Origin of the sequence: Chitinimonas prasina (genome assembly GCF_030160395.1) — a bacterium.
GTDB lineage: Bacteria > Pseudomonadota > Gammaproteobacteria > Burkholderiales > Chitinimonadaceae > Chitinimonas > Chitinimonas prasina.
Genome location: NZ_BSOG01000002.1, coordinates 214776 through 238582 on the forward strand (window position 1 = coordinate 214776; position 23807 = coordinate 238582).

Genomic DNA, 23807 nt, shown 5'->3' on the forward strand with positions numbered 1-23807 from the left:
CCAACAAGAACCATTCCATGATTTGCGCTTGTAATTCATGATCAAGCCACCATCATAGCGGGATACGCCCACCGCCAGAATGCCCTCAATGCAAGCACCTTCCTCCTCAACTACCGCTCTTAAGGCGGATACCCGTCAGCCGCGCAGCGACTGGCAGACACTTAGAACCTTATTCCCATATTTGTGGCGCTACAAGGGGAGAGTGCTGTTGGCCTTGAGTTGCCTTGCAATAGCCAAGCTGGCCAATGTGTCGGTACCGCTGTTGCTGAAGAGCATCGTCGATCAACTGAGCCAGAGTGGCAATGCCATGCTGGCGGTGCCGGTGGCCATGATACTGGGCTATGGCCTGTTGCGTTTAGGCTCAACGGCGTTTGGCGAGCTGCGTGATGCGGTGTTTTCCAAGGTGGCGCAGGGCGCCATACGGCAGGTGGCGCTGGAGACCTTCGAGCATCTGCACCGGCTCAGCCTGCGTTTTCACCTGAATCGGCAGACCGGCGGGGTTACTCGGGATATCGAGCGCGGCACGCGGGGTATCGGGTCGCTGTTGAGCTTCATGTTGTTCAACATTCTGCCCACGTTGCTGGAAATCGGCATGGTCACGGTCATCCTCATCACTTTGTACGATTGGCGTTTTGCGGCGGTGACCCTGGTGACCATTGCGGTCTACGCCGGTTTTACCATTGCGGTGACCGAGTGGCGCACCAAGACTCGGCGCACCATGAATGAGCTGGACTCCAAGGCCAATATCAAGGCGGTGGATTCACTGCTCAACTACGAGACGGTGAAGTATTTCGGCAACGAGAAGTTCGAGTCCGGTCGCTACGATGAATCACTGCAGCGCTGGGAAAAAGCGGCCATACGCAACGAGGTCTCCATTGGCATACTCAATAGCGGCCAAAGCGGCATCATCGCCGTGGGTGTGACCGGCCTGGTCTGGCTGGCTGCCGATGGTGTGGCGCGCGGCACGATGACGCTGGGCGATCTGGTTGCTGTGAACGCCTTTCTGATACAGCTTTATGCCCCGCTCAACTTCCTGGGCATGGCCTACCGAGAAATCAAGCAGTCGCTGACCGATATGGAGAAGATGTTCAGCCTGCTGCATGAAAACGCCGAAGTGCGCGATGCACCCGATGCGATTGCGCTGGATACGCGAGAAGCCAGCGTGCATTTCGAGGGGGTGAACTTTGGCTACGACGCCAAGCGGCAGATACTGCATGAGGTGGATTTCACCATACCGGCAGGCCATACCGTGGCCGTGGTGGGTAGCTCGGGCGCGGGCAAAAGCACGCTTTCGCGGTTGTTGTTCCGTTTTTATGATGTCAACCAGGGTGCCATACGCATCAATGGGCACGATCTGCGTGGCGTGACGCAGGCTAGCCTGCGGGCCATGGTGGGCATCGTGCCGCAGGATACGGTGCTGTTCAATGACACCATCTATTACAACATTGCCTATGGCCGACCCGGTGCCAGCCACGAGGAGATAGTCGAGGCTGCCCGGTCTGCCCATATTCTCGAGTTTATCGAGCGATTGCCGGAGGGGTGGGAAACCACGGTCGGTGAGCGGGGGCTCAAGCTATCCGGCGGCGAGAAGCAACGCGTCGCCATCGCCCGCACGCTGCTGAAGAACCCGCCCATCCTGATCTTCGATGAGGCTACGTCGGCGTTGGATTCCCGCACCGAACGAGCGATACAGGCGGAGCTGGCCGCCATCTCGGTAAATCGCACCACGCTGGTGATTGCGCATAGGCTATCGACGGTGGTGGATGCCAACGAGATACTGGTGATGGAGCAGGGCCGCATCATAGAGCGTGGCAGCCACCGTGATCTCTTGGCACTGAGTGGGGCCTATGCCCGCATGTGGGCCTTGCAGCAGAGCGAATCAGAACGCGAGCAGGAACAGGCAGCAGACGAATCCACGCCGCTAGTGCTGGCGTCAGGACGGTGATGTCAGCTTGACCAGTAGCTCGGCGGCGGCGAGTTTTTCATCCTGCGTGCCGTGGGTCAGCACATGCTCCAGCAAGGCGGCGCCGGCTTCCCGCTCGCCTGCACCTATCAACAGCCGCGCCTGCTCCAGCGGCGAGTCGGGGGCGGTGTCGGTATCGGTGCTGCCTCCCAAAGGGGGGACGTTGATTAGGTGGAGCGGTTCGGGTGGGCGGGTGTCGGTTTCCGCTTGGCCCAGCTCGAACACCAGGTCGGGTAGTGGCTGGGGCCGGGGAGCCGGTTTGGGCGGAGGCAGGGTGCCGGGAGGGGCATCGGCATCCAGCACCTGGTGGAGCATATCGGTTGCGGCCTCGCTGTTGGCGCTGAACAAGGCTTCTTCCGGCATCAGTTCGGCACCCATGATGCGTACCTTGCTCCAGAGGGCTTCACTGGCAAAGCGCTGGCGAAATTGGCGTGCAAGCATCACAAACTTGTCGGCCAGCCTATGGCCATGCAGTATCTCCAGTAGCTGCATCCAGTTCACCAGGCTGGTGGGATGGGCTGTAATGGCCTCTTCCAGCAAGCTGATTGCCTGGTCTAACTGGCCATGTGCGGCCAGAACCGCAGCCTCACTGGCCGTACTGTTCAAGACGAAGACGTCCACGTCGTGGCTTGAGTCACTGCCCGGCGAATGCGCGTACTCCGATCTACGTCGCGCAGTCTGCATGCCTGGGCGTGCCGTTTCGTCGTCAAGACCATCGCCAAAGTCAAAATTGCGTTCGCCAGCGGCCTGATTGTGTTCGCCCGCAGACATGTGTCTGCCAGCGTTGCGGGAGGGTGGTTCCGTACCGTTGATGGCAGCGGCCAATCGTTCGGCTTCACCGCTGCTGCTGGGCTTGCGGCGTGACATCCACATCAGGCCCAAGGCCAGTAAGCCTGATAGCGACACCCCCAGAAGGCCTGCACCCGCCAATTGACGCCACTCGCCCTTGCGCTGCTCAGCCAATGCGGCGGCATGGGCTCGGTCACGTTCATCCAGTTCATCTACCAGCCAAGCTAGCCGCTTATCGAGCTTGTCTATGCGGTCCTGGGCTTCACGCAACCGGGCTACCTGCTCGGCCGATTGCTCCAATAACTCGTTCTCGCGGGCCAGCATGGCGGTTTGTTCCGGGGTTTGGCCAGGAACGGGGCGAGCGGGTGTGCCAGATATCACGAATCGGTCGTTGCTGATGGGGCTGGCCGTAGCCGCTGGCGTCGAAGATGGGGCGGGCACGGCCAGTTGGGCATTAGCCGGGAGGGCGTCAAGTGCTTCCGGCAGCTTGAGCTGCATCCCCGCCGGCAAAGGCTTTTCGCCATCGCGCGGTAGCTGGGGATTGAGCTTGCGCATGGCGGCGACCAAGGCTTTCTTCTCGGCCGGTTGGTCGGGGTAGAGGCGCCGGACGATATTGAAGAAGGACTCACCCGGTTGCACGGTCCAAGCGCCTTGCGCTTCCGCCAAGGGGTTGGCCTGCGGTTGCAGTGGGGGCGGTGGCTTGAAGTCGAAATCCGGGGGGAGGGCTGCCTCACCATTGACTGGCAGATCGGGGTTCAGGGCACGGGCAGTGGCAATGAAATAGCGCCTGGCATCGGGTTGCCTGGGGTAGCGCTGGCGCGCCATGCCATAGAGGCTGTTGGCCGGCGCCGCTGCGGTGGCTGTCGTAAATCTGGCCCGTCCTGCCAAAGGCAGGATGGCGGGGGGCGAGGTGGGCTGGATGGAAGACGGTGTGGGCTGGGGTAGGCTGGTTGTGCTGGTTTCGCGAGGGGGCGGGTCCAGCAGCAAGGTGTAATCACGCTTTATCTGGGGGCCGGTACTGCAGCGCAAGCGCAGGCTTAGCCACACCAACGGCTCATTGAGTGCGCCTGTGCTGCTGATGACTATCCAACCGCCGCCTTGCCTGTCCGGGACAAAATCCAGCAGGGTGCGATGTGCGGGGCCAGTTTCGCCTCCTTCGCGCAGGGCGGCTTCGATGCAATCGAGGCCCACATGTTCTTCGGACAGGGCCTGCACCCGAATACGGGCATCAAGCAATTGTCCCAGTTGCGAACCGAGCTGCAATTCCCCCAGGCTGGCTGCCTGAGCAGGCAAGGCCAATAGCAGTGCCAGACACAGCCGGTTAGGCCGGGTTCGCACAAGCTTGGGCAACAATGCCTGCATGCAGATACTCCCGTTGAGTCCGAGCGACTAGCAGTTTATGCGACTGTGGCTACGCGCCACCAAGCCTGTCTTTCCTGTATAGGCTATCGAACCTCATGTGTGTATAGCTGAGCTCTTTATATTCGGGGTTCGACATGCATATCGGCACAAACCAGGAAAAATACATGCTTCGCAACAAGTACTTGCAATAAAACGAACGGTCGTGCTATAAATTGAAGCGTACCTCACAGACAAGTCAACTCACCACCATGTCTCGCACAGCTAACAAGGGCCACACCACCCGAGAAGCCATACTCGATACTGGCATCGCGCTGGCACGCGAGGTGGGACTGGGCGCCTTGACCATAGGCGAGCTGGCAGAGCGGGTGGGGATGTCCAAGAGTGGGCTGTTTGCCCACTTTGGTGCCAAGGAGGAGTTGCAACTGGCTGTGCTGCGCGCAGCCCAGGCGCGCTTTGACGAGAATGTCTCGCGCCAGGCTTTTCTGGCGCCAAGAGGCTTGGCCAGGTTACGCGAGCTGTACAAGCGCTGGTTGGGCTGGGCGGCATCGAACCGCCAGCCAGGCGGTTGCCTGATGCTGGCGGCTGCCAGTGAGTTCGACGACAGGCCTGGCCCCGTCCGTGACTACCTTGCCCGGCAGCAGGAAGTCTGGCTGGCTGGTTTGTCGCGCACTGTCGGTTTTGCGGTGGAGGCAGGCGAGTTGCCAGAGAACACCGATACCGAACAATTTGCGTTTGAGTTGTTCGGCCTGATTCTTTCTACCCACCATCACGTCCGGTTGCTGCAGGACGAACGATACTTTGCGCTGGCCCAGGCTGGGTTGGAGCGGCTGATCAATGCCGCTCCCTTGCGCAAGGACTGAACTACCACCCTGAGTACGGAGCCCATCATGCACACTGCCAGCTTGTCTATTAATAGCACGAACGTTCGTAACTTAATTGCATTGGGGTCGCTGCGTACCGGGTTGAATACCCTGTCGCGGCTGGCACCCAGACTGGCCATGGCCTGGGCCGAGCGCTTGTTCCTGAGCCCACCCCGCCATGCCTGGCCCGCTGCCGAACAAGGCTGGCTGGCATTGGCAGAGCAAGGCGAGCTGCATACGGTGGGTTTGCCGGTGGCCGAATGGGATGGCAAGCCTATGCGCACCTACCGCTGGGGTGAGGCCCGCAAGGGCAAGATTGCCCTGATGCATGGCTGGGGTGGGCGTGCTACGCAGTTGCATGCGTTCATTGCGCCACTGACGGCTGCGGGCTACCAAGTAGTGGCGATCGACGCGCCAGGCCACGGCGCCAGCCCAGGCAAGCAGGCATCGGTGCTGCACTTTGCCCATGCACTGGAGCGGTTGGTGCGCAATGAGGGTGGTGTGGACGGCTTGATCGCGCACTCTCTGGGTGGGGCGGCATCGGTTTTTGCCTTGTCCAGCCAGCACCTGCCGGTAGGCCGCGTGGCCCTGGTGTCGCCCAGTGCCGACGTAGCTGCTTATGCACGCCATGTAGGTAGGCTGCTCAAGCTGGATAACGACATACTGGCTGGCTTGCAGCATCGCATGGAAACCCGCCTGGGCATGCGCTGGCAGGACCTGAACGCCGTATCGCTAGCAACCACACTGGTGCAACCCGCCTTGGTAGTGCATGACCAGGGCGACCGGGAAGTTCCCAGCAGTACCGGTAGTGCGCTGGCATCGGCCTGGCCGGGCGCGCGCTTCACACTGACCAACGGACTGGGACACAGGCGCATACTGCGTGACCAAGCCGTGGTCGATCAGGTCGTAGCCTTCCTGGCGCACTGAGCGGCTATCAGGCTCGACGCCGAACACCGGCGGGGCTACATCTCAGCCGTAGGGGCGGAGGGACTGGGAGAGTCTGCTGGCTTTTGCATGTGTTGACGTCTAGCGCCAGGGGTGCCCTGGCGCCTGCTCGGCCAGTTGGATGTGTTTGGTTCAGCATAGGCGGCTGTCGTCGCCTTCGCCCTTGCCGGCCAGGCGAGCATCAGGGTCGGTGGTCGAATCGCGTGTTTTGTTCTTGCGCTTCTGGCCAATGAAGTCGCCCGGAGGACTAAGGGGGGCGTCGCTCGATGGCTTGACTTTATCCTTGCGCACGAAGGATTTATGCGAAGCCCAAGCGCCGATCTGCGTGGCATCGGCGCTGAAATGCGCGTCGGTAGTCAGGCCACTCCATCGGGTTAGGCCCTTCGCCCGCTCGAAGAACAGCCGCCAGAGTGGCAAGGCGCAGCGTTTTTCAACAGCCTGACAGCGCACGGGCAAGAGTAAATCCACTGACCAACCTGTATGCACGGAAAAAACGATTCACCGCTCTTGAAGGTCTTTGCAAAGCCTGGTCAGCATAGAAATGTTTACAGCGGTTTTTGAATAACAATCCACATGTTATCGCTGGTCGGCAGACGATCCGAAACGCTGAATTTCTCGACACGAAAACCGATTCCCACGCACATCGCGGTCAAATTCGCGGGGGTGAAGTAATTGACATGGTCAGGCAATCTAAAACCGCACCACTTCTTGCCTCGCGCTATTCTATTTAACGAAGCGAAATTTGGAACTTTTATGATGCAATGACCACCCGCCTTGAGGCTGCGAAAGGCTTCAGACAACAATCCCCTGGGCTCGCATTCATGTTCAAGAAATGCACTCATTACAATACCGGTGAAGTTCATCTCCTGAAATTCGGCCAACCCCGAAAGTGCGTTGTTATGCACTACATAACCGCCGCGTGCTGCAGCCACACCATTCGCTTGGGCGGCAAGAGCCTTTGAGATTTCGATGCCGTGAGGGATATAAATCGAATCAAGACTCATCATAATTCCACCTCCCGCGCAGCCAATATCCAACACTTTGCCTGCTAGAAAGTACTGGCGAATGAGTGTGCCGAGTTTGTCTCTTTTGAGCCATCTCCGACGAATTGTTTTAAGTACCTTACTTACTGATTGCTTGATCGGCTCTTCGGTAATCCGTCGTTCGGTTTCGGCTGCAGACGTCTTTTCCCAAGCAAACTCTTCACTCAGGCGCTCATAAACAGGAACAGTTTCTAGATAGACGAAATCACAAGCACTGCACTGTTTTATCGGCCATTCATTGCTCCCGAATTCAGAAGGGGCCAGCCGGGTGTTATCTTGCCCGCAGTTCGGACAAAATCGCACGCAAGTATTGCGCTGTTCTGTGCTGCGCTGTGCTGTTTCCATAATGTGCCATTTGTGATTTGTCAGGACAATTTCTGTCGTCCGCCGATGCCATGGCGTAAATTTTTACCGGAGAATTGCTAATTGATAAAATCATCAAGCAGCAGTTTTGACAGCGCTTACATTTGCGTCATATTTACCCCTTCTGTACTATCGGAAATATTCTTCTGCGCACGACACTAGCACATCACGGCAAGCAACGCCAGGAACGTGTGCGGCGTCTGTTCAGTGGGGCTGCCGCTTAGCGTTTGTGGGGCCTAGCAGGCCACTGGGAAACGATTTTGAGCGGGAGAAGTTGACTTAAAGCGCCCCTTCAATATCCTGATTTGCTCAAATCTTAGGCAGATCCTGCTCGATTTATAGGCAAACAGCATAATTTTTCGCATTTCTCGAGCCGCCGACGACAGCCGAAATTGTTTTTCAACGGACTGTTAAGGCTGAAATAGGCTGGGCTGTTTTATTTCAGCAGCTTCTCGCCTCCCGGCCACCGCCTTTGGGCGCACCGCAGGTGCGATTCAATTACGTGAGCGCTCCGTGCTACCAGCCCGACAAGCTGCCAATCCGGATCATGTTAAAGACCGAGAAACCCAGCAGCATTTGGGCGAACACCTTCTCTCGGCTGATCGACTTGGTCTTGCGCACTGCACTCACTGTTTGGGCTCAGTCAGAGCCTTCCACAACCCGCGTACGCATCTATTGGGCTCAGCTTGTAGCCAATTTACCGAGTCGTACGCTTGTCGATTGCGCTGACCGATTTCTTTCAATGGCCTGCTCGTCGTGTAAAGTGATGGGGGGTTCAGATGGCGCCAGTATCCTTCAGCAGGGCTGCCACGGCCTCGGCCATCTGCTGATAGCCCTCGGCATTTGGGTGTATCGCGTCGCTCTTGAGGGCACCCTGAGTCAGGATATCTTCCAGTGCCTCGGCCTCGAGTGGCACGCTGTATTCCTTGGCCAATTCGGCATAGAAATCCGGCACATCCACCCCGAAGCCGGGCTTGGGTGTGGCGATCAGTACCACGGGCAGTTTGCGGCTACGGGCTTCATCCAGCATCTTGCGCAGGTTGCCTACCGTCTCGGCTTCGTCCAGCCGCCTCAGGAAATCATTGCCGCCCAGGCACAGTATCACCAGGCCAGGCTGGGTTTCGTCCAGCACAGTGGCAAAGCGGGCCACGCCATCGGCCGTGGTGTTGCCCGGTATGCCGGCGTTTTCCACCTTGCGGCCTATCAGCCCTGCCAGCACGGCAGGGTAGCTGGTTTCAGGTGTGGCGCCGGTGCCAAAGGTGAGGCTGTCGCCGAAGGCCAGTACCGTGGCGGTGCTGGGTAGGCGGGGAAGTTCGGCTTGTTTGCCACAGCTGATCAACAAGGCGAGCAACAGCAAGGTGGCAAGACGGGCGATGAAGGTCATAGTGGGCTCCTTGCTCACCATGTTAGAGCCTGTGGTCTGCGCTGTCTCTCCCACTGAAATCATGCACGGATGGCTCGGTAGGCCTGCGCATCGTTTACAATCCGCCGACCCCATCCCCTACCCACAGCCTGTGCGCCTTACCCACGTCAAACTTGCCGGTTTCAAGAGCTTTGTCGACCCCACCGCGATACCGGTGCCGGGCCAGCTCGTAGCCGTGGTTGGCCCCAATGGTTGCGGCAAGTCCAATGTGATCGACGCCGTGCGCTGGGTGCTGGGCGAGTCCTCGGCCAAGCAACTGCGTGGCGAATCCATGCAGGATGTGATTTTCAACGGATCGACCAGCCGCAAGCCGGTCAGCCGCGCCTCGGTCGAGCTGGTGTTCGACAACAGCGAGGGCAGGGCGGCGGGGGCCTGGTCGCAGTACGCCGAGATTAGCATCAAGCGGGTGCTGACACGGCAGGGCGAATCGTCCTACCACATCAATAATATCCAGTGCCGGCGCAAGGACATTGCCGACCTGTTTCTGGGTACGGGCGTAGGTACGCGTGGCTATGCGGTGATCGAGCAGGGCATGATCTCGCGCATCATCGAAGCCAGGCCCGAGGAGTTGCGTGCGTTTCTGGAGGAAGCCGCCGGGGTATCCAAGTATAAGGAGCGGCGTAAGGAGACGGAAAGCCGCATTGCCGATACGCGTGAAAACCTCTCGCGGGTGGACGACATAAGGCAGGAACTGGCTGGCCAGCTGGAGAAACTGGAAACCCAGGCTGGCGTGGCTGCCCAATATAACGATTATCGTCACCGGCTGACCGAGCGCCAGAACCTGCTGGCCTTGCAGCGCAAGCTCGATGCTGAGCGCGACGAGGCACGTTGCCGCAGCGAAATTGCGGCCGCACAGACAGCGTTGGAATCGCAGACCGGCAGGCTACGCGATACAGAAGCAGCTATCGAGCTGCTTCGCGAAGCGCACTATGATGCCAATGACCGAGTCAGCGAGGCGCAAACCATACTGGCAGACGCCAGCGCCACGGTGGCGCGCATGGAGCAAAAGCTGCTGCATCTGCGCGAAACCCGGCAGCGCCTGACCCAGCAACAGAACCAAGCCAAACAACGGCTGGATGAGTTGGGCCGGCAAGCGCAGGGGCTGGAGGCTGAGCGTGAGGAGTGGCGGTTCAAGCGCGACGAAGCAGTTATGGCGCAGGAAGACGTGCAGCTCAACCTGCTGGCCGAGCAAGAGGCACTGCCCAGGCTGGAGGAAGCATACAGGAACCATGAAGCCGAACTGGCCGAGGCGCAGCTCGCCTATTCACATGCACGCCAAACCAAGCAATTGGCTGAGCAGCAGCTACAACACCTGGACCGTAGCCTGGCACAGCTGCAGCAAAGGCGAGACAAGCAGGAAGGCGAACTGCGCAACCTGCCCGAGCCCGATACCGAGCTGCTGGCCGAAAAACGCATGGTGCTGGAAGAGCTGGGACTGAGTCTTGAGGATGCACAGGCACGTCTGCTTGAGCTTGATACGACGCTGCACGGCGCCGAGGAGGCCCGTGGCAGCCACCGCAGGGAAGTGGAGCGACTGCGCACCGAGCGGGCGGAACTTAGTGCCCGCCATGATGCCCTGGCCAAGCTGCAGGCGCAGGCGGGTGCGGACAAGGCGCTGGATGGCTGGCTGACACGGCTGGGGCTGGCCGATGCCCCCAGGGTGTTCCGCCATCTCAAGATCAGCCCAGGCTGGGAGCTGGCCGTAGAGGCAGCCCTGCGCGAGCGTATGAATGCGGTGGTCAAGGCCGGGGCCAGCATGGCGGACCGTGCACCGGCGAGGCTGAGCTGGGTGGAGCCTGCCGGCACGATGCCTGCTGCGCCAGGCGCACTGGCAGGCGCCAACCCCTTGCTGAATCACGTCAGCACCGATCTGGCTGGGTTGCAGCCAGCGCTGACCGATTGGTTGGCACAGGTATGGTGCGTGGCCAGTGATGCCGACCTGGCAACCATGCAGGCGCAACTGCCGCCAGGTGGCCTGCTGATCGCGCCATCCGGCCATGCTGCCAGCCGCCACGCCATTCATTTCTACGCACCGGACAACGCCCTGGCTGGCATGCTGCAACGCGAGCGGGAATTGGCTGAACTGGCTGGCAAGCTGACCCTGGCAGGCCCGGCTCTTGAGGCTGAGACGGCGGCCCTGCATGCCGCCGAGCAAAAGTTGGGCGAGTTGCACGGCGAGCTCAAGCACGCCCGGACCAAGCTTGACGCGCTACGTCAGCAGCGGGGCGAGCGGCAGGTCGAGGTTGCACGGCTTAGCCAGGCGGCCGAGCAAGCGCAGAGCCGCCGTGCAGCCTTGCAGGCGGAAATCGCCGAGATAGGCGAGGAAGCAGCGGAACTGGCCTTGGAGCGTGAGGAGGTCAAGCTGGAAGCGGAAACGGCCGCCAGCGAGTTGCCCGAGCATGAGCGGTCGGTGGAGCGCGCCAAGCTGGCCAGGGTGGAATCCGAAACCGCACTCGATATACAACGTGGCCGCCTGCGCCAAGCCGAGCGCCAGGCACAGGAAACCGGCTTTGCACGGCAATCGTCAGAAGCCCGGCTGGGCGAGCTGGAGCGCCGCCACGGCGACCTGGCGCAGCAGATGGAGGAAGCCAGACTCAGGCTGGAGGAAGCCAGCTTTGATCTGGAAGGCATAGACGAAGGCGAGTTCGATATCGGCTTTCAGGACGCGGTCAACCAGCGGGCCGACAAGGAGCGGACGTTGGCAGGCCTGCGCGATGCTGCCAATGCCGCTACCAATGCGCTCAAGGAAAAAGAGCTGGAAAAGCACCAGGTAGAGCAAGGCTTTGACCCGTTGCGCGACAAGGTGGGCGAGCTGCGGCTGAAGGAGCAGGAGGCGCGGCTGGCACTGGAGCGCTTCACCCAGGAACTGGACGAGGCGGGCGCGGATGTGGCGGCCTTGCTGCCCCTGATTGGCGATGGGCTCAAGATCAATTCGCTGGTCAGTGAAATCGGCAAGCTTACCCAGGCGATCAGCGCCCTGGGTAACGTCAACCTGGCGGCACTGGACGAGCTGAACGCTGCACGCGAACGCAAGACCTATCTGGATAGCCAGGCGGCCGACCTGATAGAAGCCATGGAGACGCTGGAATCGGCCATACGCAAGATAGACCGCGAAACCCGGACCATGCTGCAAACCACCTATGACACGGTGAACAGCAACCTGCAGGAGCTCTTCCCCCTGCTGTTCGGTGGTGGTCATGCCGAGTTGATATTGACGGGCGACGAGATACTGGATGCGGGCATCCAGATCATGGCGCAACCGCCCGGCAAGAAGAACGCTACCATCCACCTGCTATCGGGCGGCGAAAAGGCACTGACGGCTCTTTCGCTGGTGTTTTCGCTGTTCCGCCTCAATCCTGCCCCCTTCTGCCTGCTGGACGAGGTGGATGCCCCATTGGACGATGCCAACACAGGCCGTTTCTGCCAGATGGTGAAGCGCATGGCCGAGAAAACCCAGTTCCTCTATATCAGCCACAACAAGATCACCATGGAAATGGCAGATCAACTGGTGGGCATCACCATGCAGGAGCAGGGGGTGAGCCGGGTGGTGGCGGTGGATATCCAGCAGGCGCTGGAGATGGCCACGCCTTAGATGACGGGTTTTCGCCAGTAAGCCATTGAATATATGGCTGATGCACCCCGGCATTTTCCTATTGCGTTCACCTTGGGCCAACTACACTGGTAGTCCGACGGGAGCGCATCGTGCCTGGCATTCGATACCTTGCGTTGTTTTGCCTCTGGCCTGCCTATACACAGGCAAGCGGCCTGCTGCTGACCACCGAGGATTCACCCCCTGCGCAGATGATGCGTGAAGGGGTGTTGGCAGGGCGCTCGGTCGACAAGGTGCGCGAGATCATGCGGCGTACCGGCACCCAATACGATATGCAACTACTGCCTTGGGCCAGGGCCTACGAGTTGGCCCTGCGGCCAGGGGCGCTGGCATGCGTGTTCAGCACTACCCGCAATGTGCAGCGCGAAGGCCAGTTCAAATGGGTAGGCCCGCTCACCAAGAGCGACTGGGTGCTGTTTGGCCAGGCCGGCCGGGATTACGGTATCAAGAGCCTGGCCGATGTACGCCGATATGTGGTGGGAACCTATAACGCCGATGTGCGCGATGCCTGGCTGAAGGAACGCGGCTTCCGGGTGGATACCGCCCCGCAGGACGAAATGAACCCGCGCAAGCTGATGGCAGGACGCATAGACCTGTGGGCCAATGATGCGGACGTGGGCCGCATCCTGTTGCAAAACCAGGGTCTGGAAACCGAAATCAGGCCGGTATACACCTTTCACAGCCTGGGGCTATATCTGGCCTGTAATCCCGCTGTGCCGGACGGGCTGATCAGCCGCTTGCAGATTGCCTATGACGACATGGCACGGGATGGCTTTAACCGGCGTATCGATTCTGAGTACGACAAATACTGAGCTTTAAGCTGGATGTGCAACAGCCCGGCAAAAGCCTGATTATTCAAGGCTGAAACTGCATGCAGGCATGGCACCCATACCGCTTGCCATATCGCGGCAAGCGGCAGCGCCGATCACTCAAACCCGCAAAGTTTCCATCAAGTCTGCCTCCAGCCTCACCAGGCTCTTGGGGTCGGCCAGGGCGTTGCCCGAGATGGTGAAGGTATCCTCGGCGCGCTCGCCCAGCGTCATGATCTTGGCGGAGTGGATGGCGATGCCGTGCGCGGAGAGTACCCGGGCGATGCGGGAGAGCAGGCCTGGGCGGTCGCCGGCGATCAACGAGAGAATGTGCAGCTTCTGCTTGTCGTCTTGCCGTATCAACACTTGCGGTGGTAGCGGGAAGTGCTTGAGCACGCGGCTGACGCGGCCGCTGAGGGGGGGCGGCAGCGGATCGTCGCGGATAATGAGCTGAGTCAGCTCGTATTCAATGTAGCCTACCAGGTCGCGGTAATCGATATCGCGGCCATCGGCGACATGGACATAGAAGCTGTCGAGCGCATAGCCCTTGAGTGTGGTGTAGATCTTTGCGTCGAAGATGCTGTAGCCAGCGCGCTCGAAGAAGGCGCAGATGCGGGCGAACAGGTCGGGCCGGTCGGGGCAGTAAACCAGCACCTGCAGGCCACCATCGGCCTCGGCAGGGCGGGCCCGTATGGTGATCTCGTCGTGATCGAACCGGCCCCACAAGACCCGGCCATGCCATGCGATTTCGGGGGCGTCGTGGCGCAGGAAGTAAACCGGGTCCAGTGTTTTCCAGAACGGCAGATGGGCATCATCGCGCAGGCCATGGCGACGCATCAGGCTTTCGGCTTCGCTACGGCGTTCGTACAGAGCGTCGTTGGCGTTGAGGGTTTCGCCGGTCAGGTAGCGGCGGGTAGCGCGGAACAGGTCCTCCAACAGCTTGGCTTTCCAGGCGTTCCACACCTTGGGGCTGGTGCCACGGATATCGGCCACGGTCAGCAGGTAGAGCGCATTGAGGTGGCGCTCATCGCGGACGATCTGGGCAAAGGCGGCTACCGTGTCGGGGTCATACACATCTTGCTTCTGCGCCACACTGGACATGGTCAGGTGGTGTTCCACCAGCCAGGCCACCATATCGGTGTCTTCCTTACTCAGGCCGTGGCTGACGCAGAACTCGCGGGCATCGACCTTACCCAGCTGCGAATGATCTCCGCCGCGTCCCTTGCCTATGTCGTGGAACAAAGCTGCCAGGTAGAGCACTTCCGGCCGCTCGAAGGCCTCGATCAACTGAGAGCAGGCGGGGTATTCATGGTTGAAAGCGGGCGTGGCAAAGCGGCGCAGGTTGCGCAGCACCATGAGGATATGTTCATCCACGGTATAGACGTGGAACAAGTCGTGCTGCATGCGGCCGACTATCTTGCCGAAAGCGGGGATATAGCGGCCTAGTACGCCGTACTGGTTCATACGGCGCATGACCCGGGTGGTGCCCCAGGGCTGCCGCATGATCTCCATGAACAGCGCCTTGTTGGCCGGGTCACGGCGGAAGGCGGCGTTGATACGGGGACGGGCGTGCCATAGCGCACGTAGGGTGTCGGCGCCGATGGCGGTGAGCTCTGGGTGCTGCTGCAGGACCAGAAAGGTTTCCAGTATGGCCGATGGGGTCTGCTCGTAAACCTCGGGATTGGCGATCTCCAGCAGGTGGCCACGAGCAACGAAGCGCTCGTTGATGGGCTGTATCTCCAACTGGGCGCGGCCATAGAGCGTGCGGCGCAGGGCCTGCAGGATCAGCGGCTGCAGCTGGGCGACAATACGGGCAGACAGATAATAGACCGCCATCAGTTGCTCGCTGGCACGGGCTGCGCTGGTGTCGGCATAGCCGAAGCGCTTGGCCAGGGCGTTCTGGAAATCGAACAGGATACGGTCTTCGCGCCGGCCTGCAGCCAGGTGCAGGGCAATACGGAACGACCAGAGCATTTTCTCTGCGCGCTTCAGCTTGCGCATTTCCTGCCCAGTCAGCATGCCAGCCTTGTGCAGGCCGCTCCAGTCACTGGCAATACCGCAGGCGCGCGCAAGCCACAGCAGCAGGTGCAAATCGCGCAGGCCGCCTGGTGCCTCTTTTACATTGGGTTCCAATTTGTTGACCGAGCCCTGGTGGCGCTCATGTCGTTGCTGCTGTTCCAGCAACTTGGCCTCAAAGAAGGCCCTGGGGTCGAGCTGCTTTAATACCCGTTCCATCAGCTCGCTGTAGGCCGCACCGGAGCCTGACAGCAGCCGGGTCTCCAGCAGCGTGGTCTGCACGGTAATGTCTCGTCCGGCCTCTTCCATGCACTCACTGAGGGTGCGCACGCTGTGGCCAACCTCCAGGCCCAGATCCCACAGCAGGCCGATCAGGCTTTCCACTTTGTCCAGCAAAGGCTGGCTGGCACCTTCTGGCAGCAGGAACAGCAGGTCGATATCCGAGCCGGGGAAGAGTTGCCCACGACCGTAGCCACCCACGGCAATCAAGGCGGCCTGCGGGTCCATCTGCTGCTCGCGCCAGCGTTCGATCAGGAACTGATCCACCAAACGTGCATCGGCCTCCAGCAGACTACCGGCCAGCTCTGGGTCGCAGTAGTCGGCATACAAGGCGGTACGGGCACCGTGCAGCTTGCGTTTGAGATCGGGAATGGAGAGCGGAGCGTTCATGGCAGCGATATCGGGAAGCTTGTCGCCATCTTCGCTGCTTTGGTGCGGATAGGGAACCATTTCGGGGTTTGTCATGAGCCTGTCTGCGTTAAAGCGCAGATAAGTGTGGCGCTGGCACCCGCGCAAGCTGAGTGCCAACCCTTAGCCTTTACTCGCACTACGACTCTCCCTGAACAAGAGCCACGCCACACTTCCCATTAGCTGGGGCGCTGTAGGCCAGGGCCGCTCAGCCTGTGTGCAAGAGGCTGACCAGCGCCAGGCCATCCGGTGTTTGGGACGTGCGCACTGGTTTGAAGCCCAGCTTGGCATACAAGGCTAGGGCAGGGGTATTGGCGGCCGCAGTGGAGACACGCAGCGGCTGCGCACCTACCCAATCGAGCACAGCATTGACCAGTTGCATCGCTACCCCTCGACGCTGCACCTTAGGTGATACCACCAGGCGGCAGATCAGAATGCCATCACCGTCCTCGATAAAACCGACGGCGCCCTGCAACTCACCATCTACACGCCAACCCAGCATGGTTTCGCCACTGTCCATCAACTCAGGTAGGCTTTCCTTGAGCGGTGGCAGGTCGGGGTAGCCGATCAGTTCGGCTTCCTGGCGGTAGGCCAGGCGCTGCAGCTGCAATAGCTCGGCGGTGAGCAACGCATCCGCCAGGTCGATGGGTACTAGCATGGCTAATCCTCCAGGGCAGTCTTTTTAGCTTTGAAAGCAGCATAGACGGTGCCGGCGGCAGCCGATTTTATATTCCGGAGCTGCCTGTTTACCCTGTACTTGCTCCGGCAGGCGCCAGAAATGCAAGAGACGCCGCAAAGCGGCGTCTCTGTGGAGCATGCCTAGCCCTCAGGCGGTGACTGGAGCGGAGAGCAGCACCGGCTTGGCTGGTGAGCCGGCTGACTGGGTCAGCACTTCGTAGCCCGTCTCGGTCACTAGTATGGTGTGCTCCCACTGGGCAGAAATGGAGCGATCCTTGGTGACGATGGTCCAACCATCGGGCATGGATCGTATGTCCTTCTTGCCCGCGTTGATCATGGGCTCGATGGTGAAGATCATGCCGGCCTTCAGTTCCACGCCAGTGCCCGGCTTGCCGTAGTGCAGCACCTGCGGCTCTTCATGGAACTTCTTGCCTATGCCGTGACCACAGAATTCGCGTACCACCGAGTAACCATTCTTCTCGGCATGCCGCTGGATGGCAGCACCGATATCGCCAAGGCGGGCGCCCGGCTTGACCAGCTCTATGCCCAACCACATGCATTCGTAGGTTACCTGGCTCAGGCGGCGGGTATGCGAGGCAACGGTGCCAACCTCAAACATGCGGCTGTTGTCGCCGTGGTAGCCATCCTTGATGACGGTGATATCCAGATTGACCACATCGCCGTTCTTGAGTGGCTTGTCGTTGGGTATGCCATGGCAGATCACCTGGTTGACCGAGGTGCAGATAGCAGCCGGGTAGGGGGTATAGCCCGGCGGGCAATAGTTGAGCGGTGCCGGGATGGTGCCTTGCACATTGACCATGTATTCATGGCACAGGCGGTTCAGTTCCAGCGTCGTTACGCCCGGCTTGACGAAGGGGGTGATGTAATCGAGCACTTCGCTGGCCAGCCGGCCGGCAATACGCATTTTCTCGATGTCTTCCTGAGTCTTGATGACGATGGTCATGGCAGGGCGCTGTTCATTCAAGTTCGGTTCAAAGCGAAAGGATACCGCCTGATGCGGGGTGGGGCAATTTGGAAATAATTATGTAACTGATTTATAAGGATAATCGTTGCGATGCCACTGCGCTGCGGCGTGTATCTGCGGCCATGAAAATGAAAAGGGGTGCCATGCACCCCTTGTTACTTCACCGTATTTGACAGGCATTGGAACGGTCTGGCAAAGCCTGCGTACCTGTCGCGGCCGGCGCGGCGCTTAGAACATATGCTGGCCGCCGTTGATGGCGATATTGGAGCCGGTGATGAAGCCGGATTTGTCGCCGGCCAGATAAACCACCAGGTCGGCGACTTCTTCCGGCAGGCCCAGGCGGTTGACCGGGATGCCGGAGATGATGGCGTGACGGATTTCTTCCTTGACTGCCATGACCATCTCGGTGGCGATATAGCCTGGGCTGACGGTGTTGACCGTGACGCCCTTCTTGGCGACTTCCTGTGCGAGGGCCTTGGTAAAGCCGTGCATGCCGGCCTTGGCCGCCGAGTAGTTGGTCTGGCCGAACTGGCCCTTTTGGCCGTTGATGCTGGAGATATTGATGACGCGGCCGAAGCTGCGGTCGGTCATGCCGTCGATGAAGGGCTTGGTGACGTTGAAGATGGAATCCAGGTCGGTACGCATGACCACATCCCAGTCCACCTTGCTCATCTTGCGGAAGGTGGTGTCCTTGGTGATGCCTGCATTGTTGACCAGCACATCCACCGGGCCGACTTCCGCGCTGATGCGGGCGGCAAGTGCCTGGCAGGATTCATAGTCGGCCACGTCACATTGATAGGCGTGGAAGGTGTAGCCTTTTTCCTTCTGGTCGGCTAGCCATTGGACTTCCTTGCCTGGCCGGCTGTAAGTAGTGACTACGGTGTGCCCCGCGTCGGCGAGTTTCTGACAGATGGCGGTTCCGATACCGCCCATGCCGCCGGTGACGAGTGCGATTCTGGCCATGTTGGCTTTCTCCTGAGTTTGCGTGCTTGGAATGGCCGCGTTATTAGGTTTGAGGGTGTGCATCGCTGCCACCCGGCTGCGGCCAGTCCCCAATATATACGAGTCGTTACGTCAGGTCTTGCAGCTACCTCCCGAAACCTCATTTTCCCAGTCATGCAGGCCAGTTCAAGCGAATTGTGGCGAGCCCTAGCAGCTATGGCAGGCCCAAGCACTTCCTGCTTGCCTTGCCCGCACTTGTACGAACCCAGGCTTCGGGGCGCGTGCGTGCTTGCGTCACAGTTATAATCGGTTTTATCGCGCCAACCAAAGTCTGCCATGTCGCAACACGTATTCACCGCCCATATCCAGCCTGGCACACCACCATTACAGTGGTATGAGGCCGCCGCCCGGCAAGAAGGTTTCCTGCGCGATGCATCGCAGGAAAACGCCATACGCCACCTGCAGCGGTTGTACGACGACCTGCTGGAATTCAAGCGCAAGCGCGACCGGCTGTTCGGCCGCAGCCTGCTGCCCTCGCCCGATGTACCCAAAGGCTTGTATTTCTGGGGCGGAGTAGGGCGCGGCAAGAGCTTTCTCATGGATGGCTTCTTTGCCTGCCTGCCCTATAAGCGCAAGCGCAGGCTGCATTTCCATCACTTCATGCAAGAGGTGCACGACGGCCTGCGCGCGCTGAAGAACGAAACCGACCCGCTGGCTACCGTTGCTGCCAACATCGCCAGGCATACGCGGGTACTGTGCTTCGATGAATTCCATGTCTCGGATATCGCCGATGCCATGATACTGGGGCGCTTGTTCACCCACTTGTTCGACCTGGGCACGGTGCTGGTGGCCACCAGCAACTATGCACCGGACGACCTCTACCCCAATGGTCTGCAGCGCCATAACTTCCTGCCCTCCATCGCCTTGCTCAAGCAGCATGTGGAGGTCGTCAATGTCGATGGTGGCAACGACTACCGCATGCGCACCCTGACCCAGGCACGCACCTATCTCAACCCCATCACGCCCGATACCGACCGGGAATTGGCCAGCATCTTCAGCAAGCTGGCAACAGCATCCGACCTGCCTTGCGAGATGGTGATAGAGGAGCGCAAGGTCACCGCCCTGCGCCACGCACCTGGGGTGGTGTGGTTCAGCTTCAAGGAACTGTGCGACGGCCCGCGCTCGCAAACCGATTATCTATGGCTGGCGCGGCAGTACCACACCGTGATCCTGTCTGATGTGCCAGTACTGACCGCCAAGGAGGCATCGGCCGCACGGCGGCTGACCTGGCTGGTGGATGTTTTCTACGACTACCGGGTCAAACTGATCATCTCGGCCCAGACCGAAGCCGAGGCTATCTACACCGAAGGCAGCTTTGCTCATGAGTTCTTCCGCACCGCCAGCCGCCTGACCGAGATGCAATCCACCGACTACCTGGCCCTGCCGCATGAGGCTGGCAAGGTAAAGGACGCCGCCATGAGCGTGGCATTGACATGAGCACGCCACCGCCAGCCACCATGCGTGCGTTACTGCAAACCGCGCCCGGTGGAGCCGATACGCTATATATGGGCACTACCGCTACACCGATACCGGCCGCAGGGCAATTACTGGTGCGCGTGCAGGCTGCCGGCGTCAATCGCGCCGATATCGTGCAACGAGAAGGGCGCTACCCGGCACCGCCCGGTGCATCGCCCATATTGGGCCTGGAGGTTGCAGGCGAAGTCGCTGCGCTGGGCGAGGGCGTTACCGGGTTTGCCCTAGGCGATGCCGTGTTCGGCCTGGTCGCAGGCGGCGGCTATGCCCAATATGCCGTGCTCGATGCCGACTGCGCCGTATTACGACCCTCCTGGCTCAGCATAGAAGCCGCCGCCAGCCTGCCGGAAGCCTGGATGACAGCTTGGCTCAACCTGGTAGTACTCGGTGGCCTGCAGGCTGGTGAAACGGCACTGGTGCATGCAGGCGCTAGCGGCGTGGGCGCGGCGGCCATACAGCTGGCCAGGCTGCTGGGCGCCAGCGCCATCGCCACGGTGGGCAGTGAAGCGAAAGCGGCTTACTGCAGCAGCCTGGGCGCTCGCCTAGCCATCAACTACCGCACTGCGGATTTTGCCGCCGAGGTCAAAGCCGCAGGTGGCGTGGAATTGATATTGGACTGCATAGGCGGGGCCTATCTGGAGGGCAATCTGGCCAGCCTGAAACCCGATGGCAGATTGGTGGTCATTGGCTTGATGGGGGGCGCAGGAGCGCAGCTCGATATCGGCCGGCTGCTGGTGAAGCGGCTATCGGTGCGCGGCTCTACGCTGCGTCCGCAGCCACTGCAGGTAAAAGCCCGCCTGACCGCCGCGTTGCGCGACACGGTGCTACCGGCACTGGCGACGGGCGAGATCAAGCTGACGCTGGACCAGACCTTTGCCTGGGCCGATACCGCCCAGGCACACCGCTATCTGGAAGACAACCGCAACTGTGGCAAAGTGGTATTGTGCGTCGATTGAATCAGGCAACTCGGGAAGCAAGTATGCAATTAGCACGTTGGATAGGGCTGTTCTCTATTGTAGGCAGCTTGGGTGGTTGCGCTGTCATCAGCGTGGCCGGTACGGCAGTGAGCCTCGCAGCTACCGCGGTAGAAGTGACGGCCGATGTGGCCATCGCGACTGGCAAGGGCGTGGTAAAAGCCGGTAGCTGGGCGGTCGAGGCCGCCAGCAAGGACAAGGCCGCCGAAGAGGCCGCCGCCAAAGCGGCTGCGGATGAAGCTGCGGCCAAGGCTGCTGCTGAGCGCGGCAATGTGCAGGTCAAGCCTTTGCAGCAGTAGGCTTGAGGTACCACCGTAGCTGTCCCAGGCAAAGTGGTTGTGAAGGCCTAAACCCTTATACCAGTGCCAACTGGTCAAGCAATATACGCAGGAAAACGCAAGCAAACCCCAATCTGCCCCGAAGCACTACTGATCGTCATCTCTCCCTGGTGCAGGCGGATGATGGAATCCACGATAGCCAGCCCCAGGCCCACGCCATCGGTGTCGCGGCTGCGGGCGTCGTCGCCCCTGGCAAAGCGGGTAACCAGGTGTTGCAGTTCAGTGGGGGAGATAGGCGGGCCCGGGTTGGACACCGTAACGCTGGCCGTATCGGCGCCCGCCTCCAGTGTGATGCTGATGGCGGCCTTTAGCGGGGCGTAGCGCACTGCATTGGATAGCAGGTTGGTCAGGGCGCGGCGCACCATCAGGCGGTCGCCCCATACCGTGGCCGCGCCTGTCACGGTGATGGTCTGGTGGCGCTCGGAGGCGGCCAGTTCGAAAAACTCAGCCAGGCTGTCGGCCTCGGCCCGTAGATCCAGCGCCTGGCGCTGCAAGGTCAGCATGCCACGGTCTGCGCGTGCCAGAAAAAGCATGTCCAGCACCATGCGCTGCATCCGTTCCAGTTCTTCCAGATTGGAGAGCAGCGCTTCGTGGTAGCTATCTGCGTCGCGCGGGCGGCTCAGGGTGACCTGGGTCTGCAGCATCAGGTTGTTCAGCGGGGTGCGCAGCTCGTGGGCAATGTCGGCGGAGAACTGCTCCAGGCTGCGGAAGCTTTCATGCAGCCGTGCCAGCATGCGGTTCAGGCTTTCGACTACGCCACGCACCTCGCCCGGCGCCCGTTCGACATCCAAAGGCGCGCCCAGCTGTTCAGCCGTTAGCAGTTCGGCCTGTGCTGCAAGTTGGCTTAGCGGCGCCAGACCACGGCGGGCCACAAAATAGGCCAGCAGGCCGCTGCAAACGGTGCCAAGCAAGACGACCAGCAAGGCCACCAACCTGTGCGAGTGCAGTATCCGTTGCGACTCGGTTACTTCGACGGCGACATAGGCGTCAAGGCTGGCGGGTTGGGGGGTAGCCCAATGATGCGTGATGCGCCTGACCCACCAGCGCGTGCCGCTCTCTTCCAGCGTGACGATGCGCCCTTCAGGCGGGAGCGGTGCACCCTGTATCGCGCGGCGCACTACGGGCTGCGGCGGCAGCAGCCAGACGGAGCCGGCGCGTAGCCCTATGCTGAGATGGGGGTGCCCCACGGTAATTTCGCGCAGCTTGCCGACATGCTCGGCCAGGGCATCAGCGCGGGGGATGGCAGCCAGCTGATGCTGTACGACTTCGGTCTTGCCATTGATCTCGGCGGTATCGCGCTCATCCAGCTGCATGCCCAGCGCGTGGTAAAGGGTGTAGCCCACCAGGGCCATGATGATGGCGGACCCGGCCGAAAACAGGGTCACCAGCCGCAAGGCCAGGCTGGCTCGCCCTGGCAGGGCCATCATGGCCGCTGTTCCATGACATAGCCAAAGCCCCTGACGGTATGCAGCAAGGGGGTATCGAACGGCTCGTCTATCTTGGCACGCAGCCGCCGTATGGCGACTTCGACCACATTGGTGTCGCTATCGAAGTTCATGTCCCAGACTTGCTCGGCAATCAGGGTACGGGACAGCACTTCGCCTTTGCGCCGCAGAAAGAGCAGCAGCAGGGCATACTCCTTGGCGGTCAGGTCTATGCGCTGTCCGCTGCGTTCTACCCGCCGCCGCAGCAGGTGTACTTCCAGATCCGCCAACGACAACATTTCAAGCTCCTGCTGCTTGCCTCGCCGTAGCTGCACATGCACGCGTGCAAGCAGCTCAGAGAAGGCGAACGGCTTGATCAGGTAGTCGTTTGCACCCAGCTCCAGCCCTTTTACCCGGTCTTCCACCCGATCACGGGCTGTCAGAAACAGTACCGGCATGGTCTGCGCTGGACGCAGCCGCCGCAGAACCTCCCAACCATCCAGCCCCGGTAGGCCGACATCAAGTATCACCAGGTCGTAGTCGATGCTGGCGGCCTGATGGATGACATCCAGCCCATTCCTGACCCAATCCACCAGAAGTCCATTCTCACCTAGCCCTTTGACCAGGTATTCGCCGGCGTGTATCTCATCTTCAGCAAGTAAAATGCGCATAGTGCCCTCCGTCCATGCTCGCATCCTAAGCGTGCGACGTTGTCGACGTCGAACATTACAAATTTGTAATCAGAATGTCAGCTTGATGACGAGCGGCGCCACCTAAAGTTAGTGGCAACTTAGCGGGAGGTGTAGATGCGGTCGCATATTGGATTGGTGGCACTTGTCGGCGTCTTGGTCTTGGGAAATGCCACGGCGGCAGATCCAGGGCCCGCCGCGGCGGTTTATCAGTCGGCCTTTGATGCCTATGCTCCTTGGCAGGCGCAGTTGCCGCCTCCGCAATGGCAGGCGGTCAACAAGGAGATGGCCGTACTAGGTGGGCATGCCGGGCATGCAAAGGCGCAGCCTGGGCAGGCAGATATGAAGCATCACCACGCACACCACGGCAAGAA

18 protein-coding genes and 1 pseudogene are annotated in these 23807 nt (G+C 60.5%); 8 read left to right on the plus strand and 11 right to left on the minus strand.

What is annotated here, in order from left to right; genetic code table 11:
* Positions 1–202: 202 nt before the first annotated feature.
* The gene (locus QQK16_RS08205) at positions 203–1945 is read left to right on the plus strand and encodes an ABCB family ABC transporter ATP-binding protein/permease (protein WP_368860131.1); all 1743 of its coding nucleotides are present in this window, start codon (positions 203–205) and stop codon (positions 1943–1945) included.
* On the opposite strand, the gene QQK16_RS08210 is transcribed toward QQK16_RS08205, so the two are convergent.
* Positions 1934–4114 (minus strand): type IV pilus assembly protein FimV, encoded by a 2181-nt coding sequence (locus tag QQK16_RS08210; RefSeq protein WP_284195966.1) that lies wholly within the window; start codon positions 4112–4114, stop codon positions 1934–1936. The two genes, QQK16_RS08205 and QQK16_RS08210, sit on opposite strands and share 12 nt — an antisense overlap.
* A gap of 248 nt (positions 4115–4362) precedes the next feature.
* Here QQK16_RS08210 and QQK16_RS08215 point away from each other — a divergent pair, with 248 nt between their 5' ends.
* Both QQK16_RS08215 and QQK16_RS08220 read left to right on the plus strand, forming a co-directional pair.
* Entirely contained in the window at positions 4363–4974 is a 612-nt protein-coding gene (locus QQK16_RS08215; RefSeq protein WP_284195967.1) for a TetR/AcrR family transcriptional regulator, read from the plus strand.
* Positions 4975–5001: 27 nt separating this feature from the next.
* A complete protein-coding gene (locus QQK16_RS08220) occupies positions 5002–5901 on the plus strand; it encodes an alpha/beta hydrolase (RefSeq protein WP_284195968.1) in 900 nt (299 codons plus the stop codon).
* Between the two features lie 150 nt (positions 5902–6051).
* Here QQK16_RS08220 and QQK16_RS08225 read toward each other — a convergent pair whose 3' ends face one another.
* The 4 genes and pseudogenes from QQK16_RS08225 to QQK16_RS08235 all read right to left on the minus strand — a co-directional run bounded on the left by QQK16_RS08225 (position 6052) and on the right by QQK16_RS08235 (position 8709).
* On the minus strand, positions 6052–6387 hold the full coding sequence (locus QQK16_RS08225) for a hypothetical protein (RefSeq protein ID WP_439954232.1): 336 nt from the start codon (positions 6385–6387) through the stop codon (positions 6052–6054).
* 77 nt (positions 6388–6464) lie between these two features.
* Positions 6465–7307: a class I SAM-dependent methyltransferase gene (locus tag QQK16_RS08230; RefSeq protein WP_284195969.1), complete on the minus strand. Its 843-nt coding sequence runs from the start codon at positions 7305–7307 to the stop codon at positions 6465–6467.
* Positions 7308–7841: 534 nt separating this feature from the next.
* Positions 7842–7961 (minus strand): annotated as a pseudogene (locus QQK16_RS21565) (IS5/IS1182 family transposase); the annotation flags it as partial.
* Positions 7962–8100: 139 nt separating this feature from the next.
* Positions 8101–8709, minus strand: a complete 609-nt coding sequence (locus QQK16_RS08235; protein ID WP_284195970.1) for an arylesterase — start codon at positions 8707–8709, stop codon at positions 8101–8103.
* A gap of 61 nt (positions 8710–8770) precedes the next feature.
* Here QQK16_RS08235 and smc point away from each other — a divergent pair, with 61 nt between their 5' ends.
* Complete coding sequence (smc, locus tag QQK16_RS08240; protein WP_439954233.1) at positions 8771–12340, plus strand: chromosome segregation protein SMC; 3570 nt, start codon at positions 8771–8773, stop codon at positions 12338–12340.
* 110 nt (positions 12341–12450) lie between these two features.
* Positions 12451–13170, plus strand: coding sequence for a substrate-binding periplasmic protein (locus tag QQK16_RS08245; protein WP_284195972.1), 720 nt, complete (start codon positions 12451–12453; stop codon positions 13168–13170).
* Positions 13171–13287: 117 nt separating this feature from the next.
* Here the strand turns inward: QQK16_RS08245 and QQK16_RS08250 are convergent, their stop codons facing one another.
* The 4 genes from QQK16_RS08250 to phbB form a co-directional block, all read right to left on the minus strand.
* On the minus strand, positions 13288–15927 hold the full coding sequence (locus tag QQK16_RS08250) for a [protein-PII] uridylyltransferase (RefSeq protein WP_284195973.1): 2640 nt from the start codon (positions 15925–15927) through the stop codon (positions 13288–13290).
* Positions 15928–16078: 151 nt separating this feature from the next.
* Positions 16079–16528, minus strand: coding sequence for a GNAT family N-acetyltransferase (locus QQK16_RS08255; RefSeq protein ID WP_284195974.1), 450 nt, complete (start codon positions 16526–16528; stop codon positions 16079–16081).
* A 168-nt stretch (positions 16529–16696) separates the two neighbouring features.
* Entirely contained in the window at positions 16697–17512 is an 816-nt protein-coding gene (gene map / locus QQK16_RS08260; protein ID WP_284196912.1) for a type I methionyl aminopeptidase, read from the minus strand.
* 249 nt (positions 17513–17761) lie between these two features.
* Positions 17762–18496: an acetoacetyl-CoA reductase gene (gene phbB, locus QQK16_RS08265; protein WP_284195975.1), complete on the minus strand. Its 735-nt coding sequence runs from the start codon at positions 18494–18496 to the stop codon at positions 17762–17764.
* Positions 18497–18811: 315 nt separating this feature from the next.
* Here phbB and zapE point away from each other — a divergent pair, with 315 nt between their 5' ends.
* The 3 genes from zapE to QQK16_RS08280 are packed head-to-tail and all read left to right on the plus strand — an operon-like array spanning position 18812 to position 21281.
* Positions 18812–19972 (plus strand): cell division protein ZapE, encoded by a 1161-nt coding sequence (gene zapE, locus QQK16_RS08270; RefSeq protein WP_284195976.1) that lies wholly within the window; start codon positions 18812–18814, stop codon positions 19970–19972.
* Entirely contained in the window at positions 19969–20964 is a 996-nt protein-coding gene (locus tag QQK16_RS08275; protein ID WP_284195977.1) for an NAD(P)H-quinone oxidoreductase, read from the plus strand. Before zapE ends, QQK16_RS08275 begins: the two co-directional genes overlap by 4 nt.
* 23 nt (positions 20965–20987) lie before the next feature.
* Positions 20988–21281 carry a hypothetical protein gene (locus QQK16_RS08280; RefSeq protein ID WP_284195978.1) on the plus strand — a complete coding sequence of 98 codons (294 nt, stop codon included), beginning with the start codon at positions 20988–20990 and terminating at the stop codon, positions 21279–21281.
* Between the two features lie 74 nt (positions 21282–21355).
* On the opposite strand, the gene QQK16_RS08285 is transcribed toward QQK16_RS08280, so the two are convergent.
* Both QQK16_RS08285 and QQK16_RS08290 read right to left on the minus strand, forming a co-directional pair.
* Positions 21356–22747, minus strand: coding sequence for a heavy metal sensor histidine kinase (locus QQK16_RS08285; protein WP_284195979.1), 1392 nt, complete (start codon positions 22745–22747; stop codon positions 21356–21358).
* Positions 22744–23415 carry a heavy metal response regulator transcription factor gene (locus QQK16_RS08290; RefSeq protein ID WP_284195980.1) on the minus strand — a complete coding sequence of 224 codons (672 nt, stop codon included), beginning with the start codon at positions 23413–23415 and terminating at the stop codon, positions 22744–22746. Before QQK16_RS08290 ends, QQK16_RS08285 begins: the two co-directional genes overlap by 4 nt.
* Positions 23416–23807 lie beyond the last annotated feature (392 nt).